At 67.9% G+C, this 23,957-nt stretch carries 25 protein-coding genes; 7 read left to right on the top strand and 18 right to left on the bottom strand.

Features of this window, described 5'->3' with window-relative positions:
- Position 1: 1 nt before the first annotated feature.
- The 6 genes from ACY48M_RS02745 to ACY48M_RS02720 all read right to left on the bottom strand — a co-directional run bounded on the left by ACY48M_RS02745 (position 2) and on the right by ACY48M_RS02720 (position 7,112).
- Entirely contained in the window at positions 2-895 is an 894-nt protein-coding gene (locus tag ACY48M_RS02745) for an SDR family oxidoreductase (protein WP_462818709.1), read from the bottom strand.
- A 105-nt stretch (positions 896-1,000) separates the two neighbouring features.
- The gene (locus tag ACY48M_RS02740) at positions 1,001-1,813 is read right to left on the bottom strand and encodes an HpcH/HpaI aldolase/citrate lyase family protein (RefSeq protein ID WP_462818708.1); all 813 of its coding nucleotides are present in this window, start codon (positions 1,811-1,813) and stop codon (positions 1,001-1,003) included.
- On the bottom strand, positions 1,810-2,280 hold the full coding sequence (locus ACY48M_RS02735; protein WP_462818707.1) for a MaoC family dehydratase: 471 nt from the start codon (positions 2,278-2,280) through the stop codon (positions 1,810-1,812). The genes ACY48M_RS02740 and ACY48M_RS02735 overlap by 4 nt, the downstream gene beginning before the upstream one ends.
- Positions 2,273-3,493 (bottom strand): acyl-CoA dehydrogenase family protein, encoded by a 1,221-nt coding sequence (locus ACY48M_RS02730; protein WP_462818706.1) that lies wholly within the window; start codon positions 3,491-3,493, stop codon positions 2,273-2,275. Before ACY48M_RS02730 ends, ACY48M_RS02735 begins: the two co-directional genes overlap by 8 nt.
- Positions 3,493-5,499 carry an acetyl/propionyl/methylcrotonyl-CoA carboxylase subunit alpha gene (locus ACY48M_RS02725; RefSeq protein WP_462818705.1) on the bottom strand — a complete coding sequence of 669 codons (2,007 nt, stop codon included), beginning with the start codon at positions 5,497-5,499 and terminating at the stop codon, positions 3,493-3,495. Before ACY48M_RS02725 ends, ACY48M_RS02730 begins: the two co-directional genes overlap by 1 nt.
- A 5-nt stretch (positions 5,500-5,504) precedes the next feature.
- Entirely contained in the window at positions 5,505-7,112 is a 1,608-nt protein-coding gene (locus ACY48M_RS02720) for a carboxyl transferase domain-containing protein (RefSeq protein WP_462818704.1), read from the bottom strand.
- Positions 7,113-7,181: 69 nt separating this feature from the next.
- On the opposite strand from ACY48M_RS02720, the gene ACY48M_RS02715 reads away from it, so the two are divergent.
- Positions 7,182-7,775, top strand: coding sequence for a TetR/AcrR family transcriptional regulator (locus ACY48M_RS02715; protein ID WP_462818703.1), 594 nt, complete (start codon positions 7,182-7,184; stop codon positions 7,773-7,775).
- Between the two features lie 5 nt (positions 7,776-7,780).
- Here ACY48M_RS02715 and ACY48M_RS02710 read toward each other — a convergent pair whose 3' ends face one another.
- The 6 genes from ACY48M_RS02710 to ACY48M_RS02685 form a co-directional block, all read right to left on the bottom strand.
- Entirely contained in the window at positions 7,781-8,446 is a 666-nt protein-coding gene (locus ACY48M_RS02710) for a VOC family protein (protein ID WP_462818702.1), read from the bottom strand.
- Positions 8,447-8,537: 91 nt separating this feature from the next.
- A complete protein-coding gene (locus tag ACY48M_RS02705) occupies positions 8,538-8,837 on the bottom strand; it encodes a DUF1905 domain-containing protein (RefSeq protein WP_462818701.1) in 300 nt (99 codons plus the stop codon).
- 33 nt (positions 8,838-8,870) lie between these two features.
- On the bottom strand, positions 8,871-10,088 hold the full coding sequence (locus ACY48M_RS02700; RefSeq protein WP_462818700.1) for a dihydrolipoamide acetyltransferase family protein: 1,218 nt from the start codon (positions 10,086-10,088) through the stop codon (positions 8,871-8,873).
- Positions 10,085-11,089, bottom strand: a complete 1,005-nt coding sequence (locus ACY48M_RS02695) for an alpha-ketoacid dehydrogenase subunit beta (RefSeq protein WP_462818699.1) — start codon at positions 11,087-11,089, stop codon at positions 10,085-10,087. Before ACY48M_RS02695 ends, ACY48M_RS02700 begins: the two co-directional genes overlap by 4 nt.
- Positions 11,086-12,288: a thiamine pyrophosphate-dependent dehydrogenase E1 component subunit alpha gene (locus tag ACY48M_RS02690; protein ID WP_462818698.1), complete on the bottom strand. Its 1,203-nt coding sequence runs from the start codon at positions 12,286-12,288 to the stop codon at positions 11,086-11,088. The genes ACY48M_RS02695 and ACY48M_RS02690 overlap by 4 nt, the downstream gene beginning before the upstream one ends.
- A gap of 215 nt (positions 12,289-12,503) precedes the next feature.
- On the bottom strand, positions 12,504-13,199 hold the full coding sequence (locus ACY48M_RS02685) for a DUF8185 domain-containing protein (RefSeq protein WP_462818697.1): 696 nt from the start codon (positions 13,197-13,199) through the stop codon (positions 12,504-12,506).
- 74 nt (positions 13,200-13,273) lie between these two features.
- Between ACY48M_RS02685 and ACY48M_RS02680 the strand changes: the two genes are divergently transcribed.
- Positions 13,274-14,158 (top strand): acyl-CoA thioesterase, encoded by an 885-nt coding sequence (locus tag ACY48M_RS02680; protein ID WP_462818696.1) that lies wholly within the window; start codon positions 13,274-13,276, stop codon positions 14,156-14,158.
- Between the two features lie 18 nt (positions 14,159-14,176).
- On the opposite strand, the gene ACY48M_RS02675 is transcribed toward ACY48M_RS02680, so the two are convergent.
- Positions 14,177-14,644 (bottom strand): acyl-CoA thioesterase, encoded by a 468-nt coding sequence (locus ACY48M_RS02675; RefSeq protein ID WP_462818695.1) that lies wholly within the window; start codon positions 14,642-14,644, stop codon positions 14,177-14,179.
- Between the two features lie 391 nt (positions 14,645-15,035).
- On the opposite strand from ACY48M_RS02675, the gene ACY48M_RS02670 reads away from it, so the two are divergent.
- The 4 genes from ACY48M_RS02670 to ACY48M_RS02655 all read left to right on the top strand — a co-directional run bounded on the left by ACY48M_RS02670 (position 15,036) and on the right by ACY48M_RS02655 (position 19,034).
- Positions 15,036-16,346 (top strand): quaternary amine ABC transporter ATP-binding protein, encoded by a 1,311-nt coding sequence (locus tag ACY48M_RS02670; RefSeq protein ID WP_462819242.1) that lies wholly within the window; start codon positions 15,036-15,038, stop codon positions 16,344-16,346.
- Positions 16,346-17,245: an ABC transporter permease gene (locus tag ACY48M_RS02665; protein ID WP_462818694.1), complete on the top strand. Its 900-nt coding sequence runs from the start codon at positions 16,346-16,348 to the stop codon at positions 17,243-17,245. The genes ACY48M_RS02670 and ACY48M_RS02665 overlap by 1 nt, the downstream gene beginning before the upstream one ends.
- Before the next feature lie 83 nt (positions 17,246-17,328).
- Positions 17,329-18,246, top strand: coding sequence for a glycine betaine ABC transporter substrate-binding protein (locus ACY48M_RS02660; RefSeq protein ID WP_462818693.1), 918 nt, complete (start codon positions 17,329-17,331; stop codon positions 18,244-18,246).
- 146 nt (positions 18,247-18,392) lie between these two features.
- Entirely contained in the window at positions 18,393-19,034 is a 642-nt protein-coding gene (locus tag ACY48M_RS02655; protein WP_462818692.1) for a DedA family protein, read from the top strand.
- On the opposite strand, the gene ettA is transcribed toward ACY48M_RS02655, so the two are convergent.
- The 5 genes from ettA to msrA all read right to left on the bottom strand — a co-directional run bounded on the left by ettA (position 19,010) and on the right by msrA (position 22,839).
- Positions 19,010-20,692, bottom strand: a complete 1,683-nt coding sequence (gene ettA / locus ACY48M_RS02650; RefSeq protein WP_462818691.1) for an energy-dependent translational throttle protein EttA — start codon at positions 20,690-20,692, stop codon at positions 19,010-19,012. The genes ACY48M_RS02655 and ettA overlap by 25 nt on opposite strands.
- A 53-nt stretch (positions 20,693-20,745) precedes the next feature.
- Entirely contained in the window at positions 20,746-21,216 is a 471-nt protein-coding gene (locus ACY48M_RS02645) for a DUF6993 domain-containing protein (RefSeq protein WP_462818690.1), read from the bottom strand.
- 135 nt (positions 21,217-21,351) lie between these two features.
- On the bottom strand, positions 21,352-21,897 hold the full coding sequence (gene ssb / locus ACY48M_RS02640) for a single-stranded DNA-binding protein (protein WP_462818689.1): 546 nt from the start codon (positions 21,895-21,897) through the stop codon (positions 21,352-21,354).
- 97 nt (positions 21,898-21,994) lie between these two features.
- Positions 21,995-22,204 carry a methyltransferase gene (locus ACY48M_RS02635; protein ID WP_462818688.1) on the bottom strand — a complete coding sequence of 70 codons (210 nt, stop codon included), beginning with the start codon at positions 22,202-22,204 and terminating at the stop codon, positions 21,995-21,997.
- A gap of 107 nt (positions 22,205-22,311) precedes the next feature.
- Positions 22,312-22,839 carry a peptide-methionine (S)-S-oxide reductase MsrA gene (msrA, locus tag ACY48M_RS02630; RefSeq protein ID WP_462818687.1) on the bottom strand — a complete coding sequence of 176 codons (528 nt, stop codon included), beginning with the start codon at positions 22,837-22,839 and terminating at the stop codon, positions 22,312-22,314.
- A gap of 144 nt (positions 22,840-22,983) precedes the next feature.
- Here msrA and ACY48M_RS02625 point away from each other — a divergent pair, with 144 nt between their 5' ends.
- A complete protein-coding gene (locus tag ACY48M_RS02625) occupies positions 22,984-23,952 on the top strand; it encodes an aldo/keto reductase (RefSeq protein ID WP_462819241.1) in 969 nt (322 codons plus the stop codon).
- The last annotated feature ends 5 nt before the right edge of the window (positions 23,953-23,957 follow it).

The following is a 23,957-nucleotide window of genomic DNA, read 5'->3' as shown; positions in this document are numbered from 1 at the left end:
CCTACTCCGCAGCCGCGGCTTCCCTGGCATCCAGCGCCGCAGCGTAAGCCTCGGCGAGGCCTTCGGCGAGCGGCGTTGTCGGCCGCCCGATGAGTCCGCTGAGTGTGTCATTTGCGTCGGCGAGGGCCCCCTCACGGGTGTTCGTGTCGAGCGTGACGACGAAGCCTGCGGTGCCCATGTCGAGGCCCGCCTTCGTGAGGATCGAGCGGTGCTCCTTCGACGAAACCCGCTTGTAGGTGACCTCGCGGTCGACGATGCCGGAGATGGCGACGGCGAGCTCGTCATAGTCCCACGCATGGTCGCCCGCGAACTCGTAGGTCTTGCCCTCGTGCCCCTCCCCGGTGAGCACGGCGGCGGCGCCCTCCGCGTAGTCGCGTCGGCTCGCACTCGCGATGCGCCCGTCGCCGAGGCTCGCAATGATGAGGCCCGTGTAGCTCGCCTGCTCAGCCACCTGCACGTAGTTCTCGGTGTACCAGTTGTTGCGCAGCAGGGCGAACGGGATGCCGGATGCCGTCACCAGCTCTTCCGTCGCTTTGTGTTCCGGCGCGAGTGCGAGGCTCGTCGTGTCGGCGTGTGGCGCGCTCGTGTAGGCCACGAAACCAACGCCAGCACGCTTCGCCGCCTCGATCACATTCCCGTGCTGGGCGACGCGACGGCCGACCTCGCTGCTTGAGATGAGCAGGAGACGGTCGACGCCGTCGAGGGCGGCGTCGAGGGATGCTGCATCCGAATAGTCGGCGGCGCGCACCGTGACGCCGCGCTCGGCGAAATCGGCGAGCTTCGCCGTGTCGCGGCCGATCGCGACGATCTCACCCGGCGCGACCCCGCGCTCGATCAGGCTGGCGAGGACGAGGCGGCCGAGCTTGCCGGTCGCGCCGGTGACGGCGTAGGTCATGGGGGCTCCAAAGGGTTGTGGCCGGGTGTCGTGCAGTGAACCCAACGCGCTGGGCGCGGATCTCTTCCCAGCCTGCCAGACGAGTCCTCAGCGAAGGCCCCTGCGTTACGTTTCGGCGCGGGCCCGCCGCAGCAGCACCTCCGCGTGGCGGATGACCGGCTCGTCGACCATCGCACCATCGACACTGAAGGCCCCCGCGCTGGTGGCGGCAGCCTCGACGACGCGCCTCGCCCAGTCGAGCTGGGCGGCATCCGGGCGGTAGGCGGAGCGGATCGCCTCGACCTGGGCGGGGTGGATGCAGGCGGTTGCCGTGAAACCGCTCGCCGCGGCATCCGTCGCCTCCTCCGTGAGCATGTCGAGGTCGGTGAAGTCGACGTTGATGGCGTCGATCGCGGCGGCGCCATGCGCGCGGGCCGCAAGGAGGATGCTCGCGCGAGCAAGCCGCACCGCATCACGGTAGCGACCGTCGGGGCCGCGACTGCTCGTGCCCCCGAGCGAGACGGTGAGGTCTTCGGCACCCCAGAACAGTGCGACGACGTGGGGCAGGGCCGCGATCTGCGGCGCCGCGAGCACCCCGGCCGCCGATTCGATGAGCGCAATGACGCGGAAGGCAGCGAGCGGCGCCAGCTCCTCGGGCGACTGCACTTTCGCGACCATGACGGTGTCGTAACCGCTGCGCTCGAGGGCCGCGAGGTCGGCGGCAAACTCAGGGCTCCGGGTGCTGTTCACGCGCACGATCGTGCGGTCGGCGTCGAGCGATGATGCCACCACAGCTTCGCGCGCCGACGCCTTGTGGTCGGCAGCGACGGCATCCTCAAGATCGAGGATGACGGCATCCGCCCGTGCCGCCGCCTTCTCGAAACGCTCCGGCCGGTCGGCCGGGCAGAAGAGAATGGCGGGCCCCATCGTGAACGTCATGGCTGCTCCTTGCACCTCACGAGGGTACTGCGCACAGCCACCCCGACGACCGTGCCGTCCTGGTTACGCCCCGTGTGTTCGAGGGTGACGATGCCCTCGCCCTGGCGCGATTCCGAGCGCCGCAGGCCAATGACAACGGTCTCGCTGTAGAGGGTGTCGCCGAGGTGCAGCGGATGCGGGAACGTGACCCGCTCGAAGCCGAGGTTCGCGACGATCGTGCCCTGCGTGAGCTGTGCGACGGATGCCCCCACCATGGTCGAGAGCGTGAGCATCGAGTTGACGAGGCGCTCACCGAAGGGCTGCGTCGCCGACCAGGCCGCATCGAGGTGGAGCGCCTGCGTGTTCATTGTCATGGTCGTGAAGAGCACATTGTCGGCCTCCGTGATGGTGCGGCCGGGGCGGTGAAGGTAGCGCACGCCCTCCTCGAACTCCTCAAACCACAGCCCGCGCTGCTCGATCTCACGCATTGCCGGCCCCGAGCCCGAGCGCGCGGGCGATGATCATGAGCTGCACCTCGTTGGTGCCCTCCCCGATTTCGAGGATCTTCGAGTCGCGGTAGTGGCGGCCGACGAGGCTTTCGTTCATGAAGCCGTAGCCGCCGAACACCTGGGTCGCGTCGCGCGCGTTCGCCATCGCCGCGTCACTCGCGGTGAGCTTCGCGATCGCGGCCTGCTCGGCGAACGGGGCACCGGCATCGCGGCGACGTGCCGCGTCGTGCCACGCGAGCCTGGCCGTGTGCACGCGGGCCCGCATCCGCGCGATGGTGAACGCCACGAACTGGTGCGAGGCGATCGGCACACCGAACACCACGCGCTCCCTCGCGTAGCGCACCGCCTCCTCAAGGCAGCCCTCCGCGGCACCCGTCGCGAGGGCCGCGACCGCGATGCGACCCTCATCGAGTGCCGCAAGAAAGTTGGCGAAGCCCCGGCCCCGCTCCCCCAACAGATTCGACGCCGGCACGCGGACATTGTCGAACGTCAGGGGGTGCGTGTCCGACGCCCGCCAGCCGACCTTGTCGTACGAGGCCTCGACCGTGAACCCGGGTGTGCCGTTGGGGACGATGATGGTGGAGATTTCGCGACGCTCGCGACCGGAAGCATCCTTCGCGGTGTCCATCACGGCGGTGCCCGTCACGGCGGCAACCGCGACGAATGAGGTGATCTCGGTGCCCGAGTTGGTGATGAACTGCTTGCTGCCGTTGATGACCCACTCGTCGCCGTCGAGCCGTGCCGTTGTGCGGGTCGCGCCCGCGTCGGAGCCCGCGCCCGCCTCCGTGAGGCCGAAGCCCGCGAGCGCGCGCCCGGTGAGGAGGTCGGGGAGCCAGCGTGCCTGCTGCTCGGGGGTCCCGTGCCTGAAGAGCGGCATGGCGCCGAGCCCGACCGCCGCCTCGAGCGTGATCGCGAGGGACTGGTCAACCCGCGCGATCGCCTCGACCGCGAGGCAGAACGCGAAGTAGTCGCCACCCTGGCCACCGACCTCCTCGGGGAAGGGCAGCGCGAAGAGGCCCAGCTCCCCCATGCGCGCGACGACGTCCAGCGGCAGCGTGTGCGTGCGATCGGCCTCATACGACACCGGCGCGACGACCTCCTCGGCAAACTCGCGCACCATGGCGCTGAGGTCGCGCTCATCCTCGCTGAGGTCGAAATCTGTCGTGTCCCGGGGGGTCAGGGTCGTGCTCATCATTGGGCTCCTGTGCTCGTGGCGGATGATGCGGCCGGCTCGCTTGTGGCTGCCGGTGGCTGGTCAGTCTGGGTGGGTGCTGCGGACTCGGTAGGTGCTGCGGAGAGGACGTTCGCGACGACACCGTCGAGGCGCACGAGGTCGCCGACGCTGACGCGCACCGTGACAACGCCGTCAGTGGGGGCGACGAGCGGATGCTCCATCTTCATGGCCTCAACCGTGACGAGCGGCTGGCCAGCCGTGACCGCGTCGCCTGTCCTGGCGCCGACCGCGACGACCGTGCCGGGCATGGGCGAGCGCACGTCGGGGCTCGCGGCGCCGCTCGGCCGGTCGATCGCGGCGAGCCGGTCTGCGAGCGCCGCCTCGCGGGTGACGCGTCGCACGGCGATGGCGTCGCCCTCGTGCGCGATCCAGACGGTGTCGCCGTCGCGGACGTGCGCAAGGGATGCATCCGGCACCGGCGTCACCGCCGTGCGCACACCGCGCGCCTCGACGATGACGGTCGCCTGGCGATGCTTTCCGAGGCGCCACCCATCGCGACGGTGCCACGGACCGCCGTCGGGGGCGCCGCTCCTGTCGAGCAACGCGTGCGCCCCCACGCCGAGCACGGCGGGCTCCACCGTGCCGAAATCGTGGGATGGCAGCATCCGCTCGATCACCCCCGTGTCGAGCTCGCCCGAGACCATGGCCGGCTCGGCGAGCAGCGCGCGGAGGAACGCGATGTTGTGGTGCACTCCGAGCACGACCGTGTCGACGAGCGCACGGTCGAGCCGGCGGAGGGCGTCGCCGCGATCGGCGCCGCGGGCGATGACCTTCGCCAGCATGGGGTCGTAGTCGCTCGTGACCGTGGAGCCGCTCACGATGCCGCTGTCGACGCGGATGCCGGTGCCGCTCGGCGGTTCGTAGGCGAGCACCGTGCCGGTCGACGGGAGAAAGCCCGAGGCCGGGTCTTCTGCATAGACGCGGGCCTCGATCGCGTGCCCGGAGAGTGCGACCTCGTGCTGTGCGAACCCGAGGGCTTCACCACTCGCGATGCGAAGCTGCTGCTCGACGAGGTCGAGGCGTTCGCCGCCGATCGTGACGACCTCCTCGGTGACGGGATGCTCGACCTGCAGCCGGGCGTTCATCTCCATGAAGAAGAACTCCCCCGGTCGCTCGGCCGAGACAAGGAACTCGACCGTGCCGGCGCCGACATACCCCGCGCCGCGCGCAACCTCGCACGCCGCCTCCCCCATCCGGGCCCGCGTCGCCTCGTCGAGCAGGGGCGAAGGTGCCTCCTCGATGACCTTCTGGTGCCGACGCTGCAGCGAGCACTCTCGCTCGCCGAGATGCACGACCGTGCCGTGGGCGTCGGCGAGCACCTGCACCTCGATGTGCCGCGGCACCGTGATGACACGTTCGAGCAGCAGCTCGTCGCCGCCGAACGCGGCGAGCGCGACCCGGCGAGCCCCCGACAGCGCCTCGCGCAGTTGCGCCGGGTTGTCGACGATGCGCATGCCTTTGCCGCCGCCGCCCGCCGAGGGCTTGACGATGAGCGGGAACCCCACACCCGCGGCCAGATCGACGAGCGTGTCATCGTCGAACCCAGCGGCACCAGCGCCGGGGATGACGGCGACCCCCGACTCTGCGACACGGGCCTTCGCACGGATCTTGTCGCCCATGAGATCGAGTGCCGCGACGGGCGGCCCGACGAACACCACGCCGGCCGCGGCGCAGGCTTCGGCGAGCGCCGTGCTCTCAGAGAGAAAGCCGTAGCCCGGATGCACCGCTCCGGCGCCCGACGACGCCACCGCGCGCATGATCGCGTCAACGCTGAGGTAGCTGTCCCGCGCGGCGGCCGGGCCGAGGTGCACGGCCTCGTCGGCGAGACGCGTGTGCGGGGCATCCGCATCGGCATCGCTGTAGACGGCGACCGAGCGGATGCCGAGCCGACGGAGGGTGCGGATGATGCGGCAGGCGATCTCACCGCGGTTGGCGACGAGCACGGCATCGAACAGGGGGTGCATGCCGATCACATCCTGAAGAGGCCAAAGGCCGGTTCGGGAAGGGGCGCCCCGGCGCACACCCCGAGGGCGAACCCCAGCACCGTGCGGGTGTCGGCGGGGTCGATGATGCCGTCGTCCCAGAGTCTGCCGGTCGAGTAGTACGGGCTGCCCTGCGCCTCGTACTGTCCTGCGATGGGCCGGGCGAAGGCCGCTTCATCGTCGGCGCTCCATTTCTCGCCGCGCGCCTCAAGTTGGTCGCGTCGCACGGTCGAGAGCACGGAGGCGGCCTGCAGGCCTCCCATGACGGAGATGCGGGCCGCCGGCCACATCCAGAGGAACCGCGGCGAGAACGCCCGGCCGCACATCGAATAATTGCCCGCACCGAATGAACCGCCGATGACCACCGTGAGCTTCGGCACGCGGGTCGTCGCGACGGCGGTCACCATCTTCGCTCCGTGCCGCGCGATGCCGCCGGCCTCGGCGTCACGCCCCACCATGAAGCCCGAGATGTTCTGGAGAAAGACGAGCGGCGTGCCCCGCTGGTCGCAGAGCTCGATGAAGTGCGCGCCCTTCTGCGCCGACTCGCTGAAGAGGATGCCGTTGTTCGCGACGATACCGACCGGATGCCCGTGGATGCGCGCAAACCCCGTCACGAGAGTCTCGCCATACTCCCGCTTGAACTCATGGAACTCGCTGCCGTCGACGAGGCGCCCGATGACCTCCCGCACGTCGTAGCTCTCCTGCACATCGACGGGCACGGCACCGTAGAGCTCGCGCTCATCGAGCAGGGGCGCGACGGGCTCGACAACGTGCCAGGGGGCGTCAATGGGCGGAGGGAGCGTCTCCACGATGTCGCGCACGAGCTGGAGCGCATGCTCGTCATCCTCCGCAAGGTGGTCAGTGACGCCCGAGGTGCGGGAATGCAGTTCACCGCCGCCGAGCTCTTCGGCCGTGACGACCTCGCCGATCGCCGCCTTCACGAGGGGCGGCCCGCCGAGAAAGATGGTGCCCTGGCCGCGCACAATGATCGTCTCGTCGCTCATGGCGGGCACATACGCGCCACCCGCCGTGCACGAGCCCATGACGGCGGCGAGCTGCGGGATGCGGGCCGCTGACATCCGGGCCTGGTTGAAGAAGATGCGCCCGAAATGCTCGCGGTCGGGAAACACCTCGTCCTGCATCGGCAGGAAGGCCCCGCCGGAGTCGACGAGGGCGATGCACGGCAGGCGGTTCTCGAGCGCAATCTCCTGCGCGCGGAGGTGCTTCTTCACCGTCATCGGCAGGTAGCTGCCACCCTTCACTGTGGCATCGTTCGCAATGACGAGCACTGGTCGCCCGTGGACGAGCCCGACCCCCGCGACGACCCCAGCGGCTGGCACCTCATCGCCGTAGAGGCCGGTCGCGGCGAGCGGCGCAATCTCAAGGAACGGGCTGCCCTCATCGAGCAGCCGATCGATGCGCTCCCGCGGCATGAGCTTGCCCCTGGCCGTGTGCCGTTCCCGCGACGAGGCGGGCCCGCCGAGCGCGGTCTGCGCGAGCCGCTCGCGGAGTTCGGCGACGAGCGCGCGCTGCGCTGCGTCGTTGGCGGCGAATCCCGGCGAGGCAGAATCCACGGAGCTCGAGAGCGTCTTCATTGACTGCTTTCGGTTACGATTGATTAACTGACCTTCAGGATATCCGCTCACCCCGCGAATGGGAACCCCATGACCGAGCTCGCACCCTCCACCCGAACACGGGCGAAGGCCGACCGCCGCGCGGCGCTCCTCACGGCAGCATCCGCCCTCTTCGCCGAGCGCGGCTACGCGGGCGTCTCGCTCGAAGAGCTGGGCGCCGCGGCCGGAGTGAGCGGCCCGGCCGTCTACCGCCACTTCGCGGGCAAACATGCCGTGCTCGCGGAGCTGCTGGTGGGCGTGAGCGAGTCACTGCTCGCCGGAGGGCAGCGGGTCATCGAGGAGCATGCGGATGCCGCATCCGCCCTCTCGGCCCTCGTGGCGTTCCACGTCGACTTCGCCTTGGGTGACCCGCACATCATCCGGGTGCAGGACCGCGACCTCGACAGCCTCGCCGACGAGCCCCGGCACGACGTGCGCACCCTGCAGCGGCGCTACAGCGAACTCTGGGTTGACACCCTTGCACCTCTGCTGCCCACCATCTCCCGCTCGGAGCTCCGCGTGCGCGTGCAGGCGACCTTCGGGCTCATCAACTCGACGCCCCACGCCCTCCACGGTTCGTCGCCCGCCGAGGCGCGCACGGTATTGCGGGCCATGGCGAGCGTGGCGCTACTCGCGGAGCGCTAGGCCCATCAGCGCGAGGAGGTGCAGATGCATGCCTCATTGCCTTCGGCGTCGGCGACGACCCACCAGTCGGGCGCGAACTCGTCGGTGACGAGGGTGCCGCCGGCCTTGAGCGTGGCCGCGAGCCGGGCGTCCGCCTGGTCCGTTGGCACGTACACGTCGAGGTGCAGGCGGTTCCGCTCGCTGCGCGCTGGCTCCATTTGCTGAAACCACACCCGCGGCCCGATTCGCCTGGGGTCCGCGAGTTCGACGTCGCCGTTGCTCGCCCGCACCTCCGCGTAGTCGAGCACCGTCTTCCAGAAGGGGCGGATGGCGTCTTCATCGACCGCGTCGATCGCGAGCTCATAGACGCTCACCACGGTCGCGACCCGCTCGGCACCGAGTTCGAGCGCGGCGGCATCGATACGGGCGGCGAGCTCGAGATCCCGCGTCGTAACTCCCCCTGCGTCGTGCGAGTTGATCTCAAAGGATGCGCGGCCCCAACCGAGGCGGGCGTGCGGATGATGACCAAGCTCCTCCGCGATGTCGACGACCCTGGCGATGAGTGCCGCCGCCGACACGAAGTCCGGCGTGCGATAGGCCCCCAGCAGCGCCGACTGGAGGTGCACGAAGGCTGTCTTGCGCAGACGGTCAGCGGTCTCCGCGGTGCTCAAAATCGTCAGGTCGTCGCTCATGCGCCCACAGTGTCACCGGGTCGACGGGGCCGCAACCGTCGATCTCAAGAAACGACGAGCTCAGAACCGACGAACTCAGAAACCGACGAGCTCAGAAATCGACGAGCTCGATCTCGAATCGCGCGCTGTCGCCCACATCGACTTTCTCCGCCGCACGCACCGCCTTCTTCAGCGGGAGGATGTACGCACCCACCTCCGTGCTCGGGAACAGGGAGGTGCGCCACGTCGAGCCGCCGAGCACGACCTCGACTCGCACCGAGCCGAAGCCGTTCTCCATGCCCGCCACGACTTGCTGAATCTCGTCAGAGGTGTCTTGGGGCAGCGTCGCGAAGACCCAGAGCGCGCCGTTTGTCTGCCAACTCCACAGTTCCGACTCAAATCCGTACCGCATGCGACCATCGTGCCGCACACCCCCGACCGTGGGCTACGCGAAGGCGAGCACCACGCCTGGGTCGCGCAGGATGCTGCCGACGTCAGCGAGGAACTCCGAGCCCTGCCGCCCGTCGATGAGTCGATGGTCGAACGACAGCGTCAAGGTCATGATGTCGCGCAGCGCGACGCCGTTGTCGTGCTCCCAGGGCTGCCGGCGCACTGCCCCTACCGCGAGGATCGCCGCCTCTCCCGGCGGGAGGATGGGCGTGCCAGCGTCGACCCCGAATACGCCGACGTTCGTGATGGTGAAGGTGCCGCCAGTGAGCTGTGCCGGCGTCGTCAATGCCGTGCGGGCCGCCTCCGTGAGGTCCCCGAGCGCGTCGGCGAGTTCCGCGAGCGACAGCCGGTCGGCCTCGCGGATGTTCGGCACGATGAGCCCCCGCTCGGTCGCCGCCGCGACACCGAGGTTCACGTGCGCGAACTCGATGATCTCGCCGTGCTCCGCATCCCACCGGCTGTTGATCGCGGGCGTGCGTCGCATCGCCACAAGGCACGCCTTCGCAACGAGGGCGAGCAGTCCGACGTGATGCCCCTCAAGACGAGCGTCATGCCGCAGCCGGTCCTTCAGGGCGAGGGTCGCGGTGACGTCGACCGTGAGGTGCAGGCTGGCGTGGGGCGCCGTGAACGCGCTCTGCACCATCGCCTCGGCCATACGCTTGCGCACCCCGCTGATCGGGTGGCGTGCATCCGCATCCGACGATGCAGGTTCCGGATGCCGCGGCGCCAGCACCTCGCGAGGTTCGGGCGTCTCCGCTCCCCCGTGGCCCTCGTTCCACTCCTCGCGCCGCTGCCGCCGCCGCGGTCGCTCGTCCGTGCCGACCCTGGGGCCGTAACCCACGAGCACCGAGGTGCGCTCGGGCCGACCGGCGGGCGGCGCAGGGGCGGCGGGAGGTACGGGACCGGCGGGAGGCGCGGGAGGCGCGGGAGGCGCAGGAGCCGCAGGCGCCGCTGGCTCCTCGGCCGCAGCATCCGCTGTCTCGATTGTCACGATGGGGGTGCCGACTTTCACCGAGGTGCCGGGTTCGACGAGCAGACCTGCGATCGTGCCGGCGAAGGGCGATGGCAGCTCGACGAGCGCTTTTGCCGTCTCAACCTCGCCGAGGATCTGGTTGAGCTCGACCGTGTCGCCGACCGCGACCTCCCACGAAACGAGTTCGGATTCGGTGAGGCCCTCGCCGAGATCCGGCAGGGTGAATTGCTTGAGGCTCATGCTGTCCATCCGGTGAGTGAGTTGGCGCGACCGAGCACGCGGTCGACGGCATCGAGCAGGCGGTCGAGGTCGGGCACGAAGTGGTCTTCGAGGCGCGAGGCCGGGTACGGCACGTCGTGTCCAGTGACTCTGGCGGGTGCCGCGTGGAGGTGCGCGAAGCAGCGCTCCGTCACGCTCGTCGCAATCTCCGCGCCGAGCCCGCCCGAGCGCTGCGCCTCATGTGTCACGACCAGTCGCCCCGTCTTCTGCACCGACGCCTCAACGGTCGCGAAGTCGACGGGCGAGAGCGAGCGCAGGTCGATGACCTCGATCGAGACGTCGTCATCCCGCGCGGCGATCGAAGCATCGATCGCGGTCGCGACGAGCGGCCCGTAGGCGACCAAGGTCACATCGGCGCCCTCGACGACGACGCGGGCGCGATCGAGCGGCGGTGCGGCATCCATCGATTCGTCGACCTCACCCTTGACCCAGTAGCGGCGCTTCGGCTCGAAAAACAGCACTGGGTCGTCACACGCGACCGCCTGACGCACCATCCAGTGGGCATCCTGCGGGTTGGAGCACGTCACGACCCGCAGCCCCGCCGTGTGGGTGAAATACGCCTCTGGGGACTCAGAGTGGTGCTCGACAGCGCCAATGCCACCGCCGTAGGGCACCCGGATGGTGATGGGCAGGTGCACCGCCCCGCGCGTGCGGTAGTGGAGCTTGGCGACCTGCGCGATGATCTGGTCGAACGCCGGATAGATGAAGCCGTCGAACTGGATCTCTACGACCGGCCGGAACCCGCGGTAGGCGAGGCCGACCGCCGTGCCGAGGATGCCCGCCTCCGCGAGCGGCATGTCCATGACCCGGTCGCCGCCGAAGTCGCGCTGCAGGCCATCCGTCACCCGGAAGACCCCGCCAAGCTTGCCGATGTCCTCCCCCATGAGCACGACGCGCTCGTCATCGCTGAGGGCGTGCCGCAGACCCGAGGTGATCGCCCCCGCGAGGGTGAGTTCGCTCATGATGTGGCCCCATCCGCGTCGAACATGGCGAGATAGGCGGCGTAGTGGCTCCGCTGCCGGTCGAGTTCCGCGGTCGACTTGGTGAAGATGTGATCAAAGAGGGCGAGCGGCTCCGGGTCTGGCAGTCCGAGGCACGCGGCTCGCAGTTCGGCCGCGACGGCATCAGCCTTCGCCTGAAGTGCAGCCCTGCGCTCATCGTCGAGTACACCGATCGCCTCGAGGTGGCGCTCGAGCCGCAGGATCGGGTCCTTCGCCGCCCACTCCTCGCGTTCGAGCGGGTCGACATAGCGGGTCGGGTCATCCGAGGTCGTGTGCGGCCCCATGCGATAGGTGACCGCCTCGATGTACGTCGCCCCGCCACCCGAGCGCGCGCGGGCGATCGCCGAGCGCGTCGCCGCCATCACCGCGAGCACATCATTGCCATCGACCCGGATGCTCGGGATGCCAAAGCCGGGCGCGCGGTCGGCGAGCGGGCGCTGCGCCACAAGACTCACGGGTTCGGAGATGGCCCAATGGTTGTTCTGGCAGAAGAAGATGACGGGGGCGCGGAAGGTTGCGGCGAACACCATCGCCTCGTTGACGTCACCCTGGCTTGTCGCGCCGTCACCGAAGTATGCGACGGCGATCGAGTCGACCCCATCCTTCACGCAGCCCATGGCGTAGCCGGTCGCATGGAGGGTTTGCGCCCCGATAATCACGGCCGGCGTTGCCATGCCGTGGTCGTAGGGGTTCCAGCCGGATGCCGCCGTGCCCCGCCAGAACGGCATCATCTCTTCGACCGTCACGCCGCGGCAGTAGGCGACCCCGTTCTCGCGATAGCTCGTGAACACGAAGTCGTCGGTGCGCAGCGCCCGAGCGGAGCCGACCTGCGCGGCCTCCTGCCCGAAGAGTGGTGGCCAGAGTCCGAGCTGGCCCTGGCGCTGCAACGCGACACCCTCGACATCGATGCGGCGCACGACGACCATGTCCTCGTGAAGGCGGAGGAGGGCATCCGGAGTGACATCCGTGACCCAGCGGTCGAGCTCGTCATCGGCGACGCGATGACCCTCGGGGGTGAGGAGCTGCCGCGGTGGAGCGAAGGCGCTGCCGCGCTCAGCGGATCGGTCGGGGGGCGGTTCTGGTGAGGTGCTCTGCCGATGGGCGGCGTCGCCACTCGGTGACGCGCCACGGTGGCTGGTGTTGGCAATGACTGAGCTCACGCTGCCTCCTCGACCGGTGCCGACCGCAGCAGGTGAGCCGTGGTGGGCACGATCCTCTCGGCCGGTGCTTGTGGCGCCGACCGACCGGGCAACTCTGCCCGGTGAAGGTGACGCTACGCACGCGCGGCCGAGAAATCAAGCACATCCGGCCGAGCGCGGCACTCATCCGCGCACCGCGCTGTCGTCGCTGAAAGGTCACCGACGCCCGGTCGCCGTTAGCGCTGCAGCGTCCACCCTCGGCGGCGCACGAGCACATGGCCGCGCGGCGTGCTGAGCCTCGTCCACGGACCCGTCTCGAACACCCCGACCTGCCCTGCGGCGGGCTCACCGAGGAACCCGAGCGCGAAGCATCCGAACGCCGCACCCGCCGGCACGTATTCGAGGCCAGGGATGCCGCGGCCCCACACTTCGGAACGCACGCGATGCACAATCTGCTCACCCGTGCCGTCTGGCAGCGCCTCAGCAATCTCGGCGATGCCAGCGCGGGCGGTCTGCTCAAGCAGTGCGGCATCCGTGTTCGGCAGTGTGCGCCACCCGCCCCGCGGCGGGGAGATCGCGGCCCACGTCGCCGTGTTCACCTGGATCGGCAGGCCAACTGTGACGGGCGCCCCCCGGTCGCGATCCTGCCCCTGCAGGCGGACGAGGCGTTCAACGAGGGAGCGCATCGGCACGACCACGTCGAACGCAGCGGCGGCGCCATCGGTCTCGACAAGGGCGAACGTGCGGAGGCCGAGCACGGTCGGGCTCTCGTCGAGCAGGCCGATGGGAAAGATGACGCCCGTGTAGACCGCGAGCACGCCAGACCCCGCAATGAGGCGCACGGCGCCATCTTCGAGACGCCCGGCACGGCTCAAGAAGAGGTGCAGGTCGTCGAGGGAGAGGGAGTCCGAGAGGGAGAAGCTGGTAGTCATCGCGGGTCCTACACTATTTGACGACGACCACGACCGGCGCCGGCATGCTGGCGGCACAACACTCTGGGGGCCGCATGAGCGACACACCGATGACCGAACTGCTCGCCACCCTCGACCTCACCGACACCGGTGCGCGCACCGCGTATGACATCTACACGGGAGCAAGCCAGTGGCAGCCGGGTGGTCGTGTGTTCGGCGGCCAGGTGCTTGCGCAGTCCATCGTCGCGGCCATGCGCACGCTCGACGATGAGCGGGTGATCCACTCGCTCCACGGCTATTTTCTCCGCCCTGGCGACGCCTCCAAGCCCATCACCTTCTCGGTGGCGCGCATCCATGACGGCCGCTCGTTCTCTGCCCGCAGCGTGCAGTCATACCAAGACGGCGTCCCCATCATGTCGCTCATCTGCTCGTTTCAAGAATCCGACGACGGGCTCGACCACCAGATCGACATGCCAGACGATCTGCCAGAGCCGGAGAGCCTGCCGACGGCGGCCGACCACCTCCGCGACATCGACCACCCGATGGCGCGCAACTGGGCCGAGCGCCGCCCCTTCGACATGCGCTACATCACCTCACCCATCTACCTCACGGTCGCGGGCGAACGCGTCTCCCACCAGGCGGTATGGATGAAAGCGACCTCGCCCATGCCAGACGACCCGAGCCTCCACCGCGCCGCCCTCGCCTACGCGAGTGACTATTCACTCCTCGAACCGATCATGCGCCGTCACGGTGTGCCGTGGGTAACGCCGTCGCTCAAAGTCGCGAGCCTCGACCACGCCATGTGGTGGCACCGCTTCGGCAGGGTGGATGAGTGGATGCTCTATGTGCAGGAATCGCCGAACGCGATCGGTGGGCGCGGTCTTTCGCTCGGCCGCATCTACCGGCGCGATGGGGCGCTCATCGCGAGCGTCGCGCAAGAAGGCATGGTGCGGATCCCGCGCGAAGCCCCCGCCCCGTAGCCACTACGAGGGGCGCCGCTACGATCGGCCGGAGAATTCCACCGGCTCACCGAGGTACGGCTCCCATGCCGCCAATTCCTCCGGGGTCATCCGGCGCGGCCGCTGTTCGCGTGCGTCGACAAACACCATGGTGCTCGATGCCCGCGCGTGCAGGCCGACGCCGCTGTGAATCTCGTAGCCGATGGTTGCTCGCGCCCCGCTGAGCCGGGTGAACCAGATCTGCACGTCAAGCGGGGCCCTCTGGTAGTCGATCGCGCGGAGGTATTCGATGCGATGGCCGGAGATGAGACTCATGGCACCCGCCGACGGGTCGAACACTGCGGTGGGCAGGCGTTCTTCGCCGAGCTGCTGCGGCACCGTCGCATCCGGTGCCCAAAATGCCCGAACGCGCGCCTCTTCGAGCACTCGAAAAATCTCGACGTTGTTGACGTGGTTGTAGGCGTCGAGGTCGCCCCATCGGAGGGTGACAGGGATGTGAATACGCACTGATCGGGCTCCCCACACGGGTCTCGAGGTCACAGTTGTGCAACGCCGCCCGATGACTGCCATGACAGGCATGCGCGGGTGTCGCGACGGGCGTTGCACACCCTCAACAGGCTATCGCCATTCGCCGATGCGGCCGTCGATTGCTACCGTAGGAAGGTCAACAGGCGGCCGAGGGGGGCCGCCGACGTTGGCCGACACGCCCAGGTCCGCGATCGACATCGCAGCGTTTCACATGTCGACCGTATGGTGACGCAGTGGCGGAACCGCCCCATGGCGGAGGCCCCAGCATCGACGAGAACCCACGACGATGCCTGGCATTGCAAACCCGGACCACAACCCGAAGACACGTCATGCTCCCGCGCAGCGTGTCCGACAGGAACACGTGAACGAGATCCCATCAACCACCGCGCTCAGCGCAAAGAACGTCTACAAAATCTTCGGAAAGAAGCCGCACGACGCCGTCCGCCGACTCAAGTCGGGCGTGACGAGGAGCGAGCTCGCCGACCACGCCACCGCCGCCGTCATCGATGTCTCCTTCGAGGTCAAGAAGGGCGAGATCTTCGTCGTCATGGGGCTCTCTGGCTCGGGCAAGTCGACGCTCATCCGGATGCTGAACGGCCTCCTCGAGGCCACCTCGGGTGAGGTCGTCATCGACGGCACGAGCATCACCGGCATCACGCCGGCGAAACTTCGGCAGGTGCGAGCAGAGAAAATCTCGATGGTTTTCCAGCACTTCGCGCTGCTGCCCCATCGCACGGTGCTCGACAACGTTGCCTACGGCGCTGAGCTGCGCGGGGTCCCGCGGGCCGAGCGGGAGCAGCGTGCCCGCGAGATCATCGAGCTCGTCGGGCTCTCGGGCACCGAGCAGAAGGTGCCGGGCCAGCTGTCTGGCGGCATGCAACAGCGCGTCGGCCTCGGCCGTGCCCTCGCGGCCGACACCGACATCCTGCTCATGGATGAGGCGTTCAGCGCACTCGACCCGCTCATCCGCCGCGAGATGCAGGAGCAGCTCCTCGAGCTGCAGGAGCGCTTCGGCAAGACCATCATCTTCATCACGCACGACCTCAACGAGGCGATGTTCCTCGGCGATCGCATCGCCGTGATGCGCGACGGCCGCGTCGTGCAGATCGGCACACCAGAGGACATCCTCACCGACCCCGCCAACGATTACGTCGAGCAGTTCGTGCAAGACGTCGATCGTGCGCGCGTGCTCACGGCCGGCAATGTCATGGAGCGTCCGCACTCCATCGTCGCCGATGGCGCAGGTCCCCGTACCGCCCTCCGCGCCATGCGCGACAACTATGCCTCGGCAGCCCACGTTGTCGGCCGTGACCGCACGCTCCTCGGCATCGTCCGCGACCGCGATGCCCTGCGTCTTGTGCAGAAGGGCGAGAACTCGCTCGCGGGCATCATCCGCCCTGTTCCCCACGTGGTCAGTGTCGATGACGTGCTCATCGACCTCTTCGTTCCAGCGGTCGAATCCGAAGTACCACTCGCGGTGACGGATGCTACGGGGCGCCTGGTTGGAGTGATCCCGCGAGTCACCCTGCTCGCCGCACTCGGCCCGGGCATCACAGCAACCGGCGAACTCACGATTCCGCAGCAGGCGGTGCCGACAACCGTGATCGATGAACTGCTCGCGATGGTCGCGCCAGACGGCTCCGCCGATACGAGCGAGACCGGAACGAAGGAGCTGCGCTGATGGACGACTTCCGCATCCCAGTCGGCGAGTGGATCGAGACGATCCTCAGATGGATCAAACTCAACCTCGCCCCCGTACTCGACGGAATCGATGTCACCTTCAGCACCCTGATCGAAGGCCTCACCGACGTGCTCGTCGCTGTTCCCGCGATCATCCTGATCCTCGTCTTCGGGCTGATCGGTTGGGTTGTGCGCTCGTGGAGACTCGCTGTCGGGACAATCGTGACGTTCCTCCTCGTGGTCGCGATGGACCAATGGGTGCAGACCCTTCAGACCCTCGCGCTCGTGCTCGTGGCCGCCGTCATCACAATCGCCATCGCGCTTCCGGTCGGAATCCTTGCTGCGCGCAGCCAAACCGTCAGCAACATGGTGCGCCCTGTACTCGACTTCATGCAGACGATGCCGGCACTTGTCTACCTCATCCCAACTGTGCTGTTCTTCGGCATCGGCGTAGTTCCCGGTGTCGTCTCGACCATCATCTTTTCGCTGCCCCCCGGTGTCCGCCTCACAGAGCTCGGCATTCGCGGGGTCGACCCGGAAAAGGTTGAGGCAGGCCACGCCTTCGGTGCGAAGCCTGGACAGATTCTGCGCGGCATCCAGCTCCCGCTCGCGGCGCCGACGATCATGACCGGCATCAACCAGGTCATCATGCTCGCCCTCTCGATGGCGGTCGTCGCCGGGTTCGCCGGCGCCGACGGATCCGGTAAGGAGGTCATCGCTGCGATCTCCACCCTGAACATTGCCCGCGGCGTCGAGGCGGGTCTCAGCGTCGTCGTTCTCGCTGTGTTCCTCGACCGCGTCACCTCTGCACTCGGCGCCCCCAGCTCCCACCGCGGTTCGGCCCTCGCGATCGTGCGTCGGGCCCGCGCGTCACGCCTCGCTCCCGAGGCAACCGCGTAGCACCGCCCCCCAGGGAGCAGCCGACCCCAAGACTCATCCCCCACAGAAGAAGACAAGAAAAAGAAGAGAATAGGAACACATACATGACACTCGGACGCACCTTCAAGCGCCGCACCGCGATCATCGCGGGCGCCGCTGGCCTCACCCTCGCCCTCGCCTCCTGCGCCGGCGGCGACAGCGCCGACACCGGCTCGGGCGACGGAGACCTGGGCACGATCACGCTCGGCTACATCCCGAGCTGGACCGACGGCCTCAGCACCGCGTACCTCCTCGAAGACCAGCTCGAGAAGATGGGCTACACGGTCGAGATGGAGACGCTCACCGAGGCGGCCCCGCTCTACACCGGCCTCGCCAATGGCGACGTCGACATCTACCCGTCGGCATGGCCTGAGGTCACGCACGCCGACTACATGGATGAGTACGGCGACGACATCGAAGACCTCGGTGCCTACTATGACGGCGCGGTGCTCACCATCGCCGTCCCGTCGTACACCGACATCGACTCGCTCGACGAGCTCGCCGACAACGCCGACATGTTCAATGGCCAGATCTACGGCATCGAGCCGGGGGCAGGCCTCACCGGCGTGACGCAGGACTCGATGATGCCCGCCTACGGGCTGGAAGACAGCTACGAGCTCGTCACCTCGTCGACGGCAGCCATGCTGACCGAGCTCGAGAACGCCATCGCGGCCGAAGAAGACATCGTCGTCACGATGTGGCGCCCCTTCTGGGCGAACGCCGCCTTCGACATCAAGGACCTCGAAGACCCCAAGGGTGGCATGGGCGAGAGCGAATCGCTCCACTTCCTCGGCACTGCGGGCTTCTCGGACGAGTACCCCGAGGCCGCCGAATACATTGCGGGCATCAAGCTCGACGATGAGGCCTACGGCGCGCTCGAAGACCTTGTGGTCAACGAGTACGGCGAGGGCAACGAGGCTGAGGCCGTCGACGCCTGGATCGAGCAGTACGGCGACGCCTATGAGGGCATCCTCGTCGACTAAGGTCGCGTCACCAGCACGCGCAAGCGCCGGTCACCCTCGGGTGGCCGGCGCTTTTGCGTGCCCAAGTTCTTTGCGTGCCCAAGTTCAGGGTGCAGTGGGGGCGATACCGGATGTCGCGGGCTGGGTGCCCGGGCGAGGCTGTAGGCATGGAGCAGCTCACCGATCTCGTGCTCACCCTCGCGGCGTCGCCGTGGCTCTACCTCGTGATGTTCACGTTCGCTGCGATCGACGGTTTCTTTCCGCCGGTGCCGAGCGAGACGGTGCTCGTGGCCGTCGTCGCTGTCGCGCAGGCGGGCGGTGAGCCCAACATCCTTGCGTTCGCCGGGGCGGCCGCGGCCGGCGCGCTGCTCGGCGACGTGACGGCGCACGCGGTCGGCCGCCGCATTGGCCTCGATCGCTTCCGATGGATGCGCGGACGCCGCGCGGGTGCCGCGATCACCTGGGCCGGGCGGGCGCTTGAGCGCCGCGGAGCCCTCGCGATTATCGTGGGCCGCTACATCCCGGTCGGTCGGGTTGCCGTGAACCTGACGGCGGGGGCGACCGGAATGCGGAGACGAAGGTTCGTTCCGATTGCGGCGGTCGCCGCAGCATCCTGGGCTGGCTACTGCACCGCCATCGGGGTCATCGCCGGCCAGTGGGCGCACGAGAACCCTCTGCTTGGGGCGTTCATCGGCGTCGCGGTCGCACTCGTGCTTGGGCTCTGCATCGACCAGTTTCAGGCCGCCCTCCAGAAGAGGGCGACCCGAGCAGGGGCGACCGGCGGTCAGTCGCGCGTGAGCTTGCGGTAGGTGGCGCGGCTCGGCTTCGCGGCATCCGGGCCGAGGCGTTCGATCTTGTTCTCTTCGTACGCCTCGAAGTTGCCCTCGAACCAGTGCCAGTACGAGGGGTTCTCGGCCGACCCTTCCCACGCGAGGATGTGCGTGGCGATGCGGTCGAGGAACCACCGGTCGTGGGTGATGACGACGGCGCAGCCGGGGTACTCGAGGAGCGCGTTCTCAAGGCTCGACAGCGTCTCGATGTCGAGGTCGTTGGTGGGCTCGTCGAGCAGGAGCAGGTTGCCGCCCTGCTTGAGGGTGAGGGCAAGGTTCAGTCGGTTGCGCTCACCACCGGAGAGCACGCCGGCCTTCTTCTGCTGGTCTGGGCCCTTGAACCCGAATTGCGACACGTAGGCGCGCGACGGGATCTCGGTCTTGCCGACCTGGATGTAGTCGTGCCCTTCTGAGACGACCTCCCACAGTGTCTTGTTCGGGTCGATGCCGCCGCGGCTCTGGTCGACATACGAGATCTGCACGGTCTCGCCGATCTTGAGGTCGCCAGCATCGAGCGGCTCGATGCCGACAATCGACTTGAAGAGGGTCGTCTTGCCGACACCGTTGGGGCCGATGATGCCGACGATGCCGTTGCGAGGGAGAGTGAACGAGAGGCCCTCGATGAGCACTCGGTCGCCGAAGCCCTTCTTGAGGTTCTTTGCGTCGATCACCTGCGAGCCGAGACGCGGTCCGACGGGGATCACGATCTCCTCGAAGTCCAGCTTGCGGGTCTTCTCCGCCTCGGCAGCCATCTCTTCGTAACGAGCGAGTCGCGCCTTCGACTTGGTCTGGCGACCCTTCGCGTTGCTGCGGACCCAGTCGAGCTCTTCGGCCAGACGCTTCGCGAGCTTCTGATCCTTCTTGCCCTGGATGTTCATCCGCTCGGCCTTCTTCTCCAGGTACGTGGAGTAGTTGCCCTCGTAGGGGTAGAGGCGGCCGCGGTCGACTTCGGCGATCCACTCGGCAACATGGTCGAGGAAGTACCGGTCGTGGGTCACGGCGATGACGGCACCCGAGTACTGCGCGAGGTGCTGTTCAAGCCACAGCACGCTCTCGGCGTCGAGGTGGTTGGTGGGCTCGTCGAGGAGGAGCAGGTCAGGCTTTTGCAGGAGGAGCTTGCAGAGGGCGACGCGGCGCTTCTCGCCACCGGAGAGGTGGGCGACCTGGGAGTCGGACGGCGGGCAGCGGAGGGCATCCATGGCCTGCTCGAGCTGGGAGTCGAGGTCCCACGCATCAGCGGCGTCGATGGCCTCTTGCAGGGTGCCCATCTCGGGGAGCAGCGCGTCGAAGTCGGCGTCGGGTTCGGCCATCTCAAGCGAGATGGCATTGAAGCGGTCGACCTTCGTCTTGATCTCGCCGAGGCCCTCCTGCACATTCTCGAGCACGGTCTTCGTCTCGTCGAGCACCGGCTCCTGCATGAGGATGCCGACACTGAAGCCCGGCGTGAGCTTGGCCTCGCCGTTGCTGGGGGTGTCGAGGCCCGCCATGATCTTGAGGATGGTCGACTTGCCGGCACCGTTGGGGCCGACCATGCCGATCTTCGCCCCCGGCAGGAACGCCATGGTGACGTCGTCGAGGATGAGCTTGTCGCCGACCGCCTTGCGGGCGCGGACCATCGAGTAAATGTATTCGGCCATGCCCCTGAGTCTAGTTGCCGCTGCTGTGTGCCCCCGCAGGGCGCATCACGCGATCAGCCGGCAGGCTGGGGGGTGCCGACAAGGCATGTGCCGCTCGCGAGCTGCGAAGCCACGGCGCTCGAATAGGCGCCATTCCACTGGCCGATGAGGCATTCGGCCCCGATCCTCACGGCGAAGGTGATGGCGTCGGCCGCGTTGCCGAGCGGCGTTGTGTCGGCCGTTGCCTCGATTGCGTCACGCGTCCATCCTGCTTCGACAAGCACCGCGATGAATCCGTCACGACTGAGGGCGCCCTCGTCGGCGATGTGGGTGGAGACGACATAGTCGAAGTAGTCGCGATTCTCTTCTGCGGTGCCATCGGCGATGAACTCGGGGGGAGTTTCTGGGATGTCCGACGGTGTGATGGCGGGAGTTCCAGACGGCGATGGCGTCGTGTCGCTCGGGGCCGAGCATCCGGCCGCCATCCCGAGAACGACCGTGAGGATGACAGCGACGCGGATCCCCCGCAAGCCATTCTCGTTCACGGGTCTCCTCGCCGATCGACTGCTCGACGCACAACCCGCCGACACCCGATTCTATTCGTGCAGCGCGCTAGTTCAGGCACATCTCGCGTAGTCGGGCAGCGCTCCGCATCGAGCATCCGCTCGTGTCGCACCCGCTCAGAAGGGGGTCTGGTCGCGCGCGCCGTCCACCCCGGATGCTCCCTCCAGCGCAGGCTCGTTGGCTCCCGGTGTCGCCCAGCCCGACGCCGACGCATCGAGCGCTGCCTCTGCGACGGTACCGCCTGCCGCGACCTCTGGCGCGGCATCCGGCACCGCATCTGGCACTGCATCTGGCACTGACACGATGGCCGCGTTGCGACTGAACTGTGCTGTGCCCCACGTGAGGTCGTGGCCAATCGCTTCGGCTTCGACCTCGACCGCGAGACCGCTGCGCTCGCCGCTCTCCCACTCCCGGAGGCGGAGACGCCCGGTGACGACGACGCGTTGGCCTTTCGTGATCGACATGGCGGCATTCGAGGCAAGCCTGCGGAACGCGGTGACGGTGTACCAATTGGTGTCACCGTCAACCCACGATTGTTTTGCGCGGTCGTATCGGCGCTGGGTCGAGGCGAGCCGAAAGCTCGTGATGGGCAGGCCCTCACTCGTGGTGAGGTGCTTTGGCTCGGTTGCGACGAGCCCGGTCAGGGTGATGTTGTCTGTCATGCCGACAGTCTTTGACGCCAGCGCGGTGCGTGGCGGGAACGCTCCTCCACCTGGGGGCGATCACCCGAGGCACCCCCGGTGGAGGAGCAGTGTCGGCCTAGTGCTCCCGGAACTCCGGGCGCTCAGCCCCCGGCAGCAGATTCGCATGGAGGGCACGCTGCGCCACCTCAAGACTCGGATACACGCCCGTCTCGCCAGAGCCCAGCATCCGCACCTCGTAGCCGTCGTCACGCGAATGTATCGATCCGACCGCGCCGGCCGAGCCAAAAGCTACCCAGGTCTTGCCCGCGACAATGCTCTCGTTCATCGTGTCTCCACATCCTCGTGCCACTCGTTGTGCCACGAGGATACGACTCAGCGGGGCGTGACGGCGAGATTCCAGCGCACTCCCAGCGACGTCGGCCGGAGCTTGGCTCAGGCCGCGCGCACGTACTTCGCGAAGCTCTTGCGCACCTTCGACACCTTCGGCAGCGCCACTGCCATGCAGTAGCCCTGGCCGGGGTTCTTGGCGAAGAAGTCCTGGTGGTACTCCTCGGCCGTGAAGAACTCGCCGAGCGGCACAATCTCGGTGACGACCCCGCCACCCCAGGTTTCGGATGCACGGTCGCGAGCGGCTTCGAAGAGCTCCTGCTGCGCAGCATCCGTCGCGAACATCGCCGAACGATACTGGGTGCCGACATCGCCACCCTGGCGGTTGAGCTGGCGCGGGTCGTGCAGCGTGAAGAAGACGTCGAGGATGACGTCGGCCGGGATGACCGTCTCATCGAACGTCACGGCAACAACCTCGGCGTGGCCGGTCGTGCCCGTGCAGACGCTCTCATAGCTGGGGTGCGGCACCTGCCCACCCGTATAGCCAGAGACGACGCCGTGCACTCCGTCGAGCGTGCGGTAGACCGCATCGAGACACCAGAAGCATCCACCACCGAGAACGAAAGTTTGCATGGGGACCACCTTAGGTTTGAAGACTGAACGACATACGAGAGAACGAATGAGAGCGGCGATCCATTCCCTCCGTTGCAGTCGTAGTGTTGACCCGTGAACGACGTGAACCGCACCTACGTGCCCGCCGATGACCGCTACCAGTCGATGCCCTATGCGCGTGTCGGGCGCAGCGGCCTTATGCTCCCGCGGATCTCGCTCGGGCTCTGGAACAACTTCGGAAATGATCGCACCCTCGACTCGCAGCGGGCCATCATCCGCCGGGCGTTCGACCGCGGCGTAACCCACTTCGACCTGGCCAACAACTATGGCCCGCCGCCCGGATCCGCGGAACGCAACTTCGGCCGCATCCTCGAACTCGATTTCGCCGCCCACCGCGACGAACTCATCATCTCGTCGAAGGCCGGCTACGACATGTGGGCCGGGCCATACGGCGAGTGGGGTTCGCGCAAGAACCTGCTCGCATCGCTTGACCAGAGCCTCGACCGCCTCGGCCTCGACTACGTGGACATCTTCTACTCCCACCGCCCCGACCCGGAGACGCCGATCGAAGAGACGATGGGCGCACTCGCGACCGCGGTGAATTCGGGCCGCGCACTCTATGCCGGCATCTCCAACTACTCCCCCGAGCAGACCCGTGCCGCGCACGCCGCCCTCGCAGAACACAAGATTCCGCTCATCATTCATCAACCGCGCTACAACATGTTCGACCGCACGATGGAATCCGGGTTGCTCACGGCGCTCGACGATCTCGGCATGGGGAGCATTGTCTTCTCTCCGCTCGCCCAGGGGCTGCTCACCGGTCGCTACGCGGCGGGCGTGCCTGCTGGCTCGCGCGTTTCTGAGGGGCGGTGGCTCACCGAATCGCAGCTTGACGACGACTATTACGCCAGGGCTGCCGCGCTGACGGAGATCGCGAGCGCACGCGGGCAGTCGCTCTCGCAGCTCGCGCTGTCGTGGGTGCTGCGGCATCCGCAGGTCACCTCGGCGCTCATCGGGGCGAGCAGCGTCGCCCAGCTCGACGACAACCTCGTCGCACTCGAATCGACGCCACTCTCGCCCGAGGAGATCGCGGCGATCGAACCGTTCGCGGTGCACGGCACCGGCGCCCGCTGACGTCA

Source organism: Homoserinimonas flava (assembly GCF_054969005.1).
The sequence above is the reverse complement of the archived record's forward strand: the minus strand, read 5'-3'. Positions and strand labels throughout refer to the sequence as shown.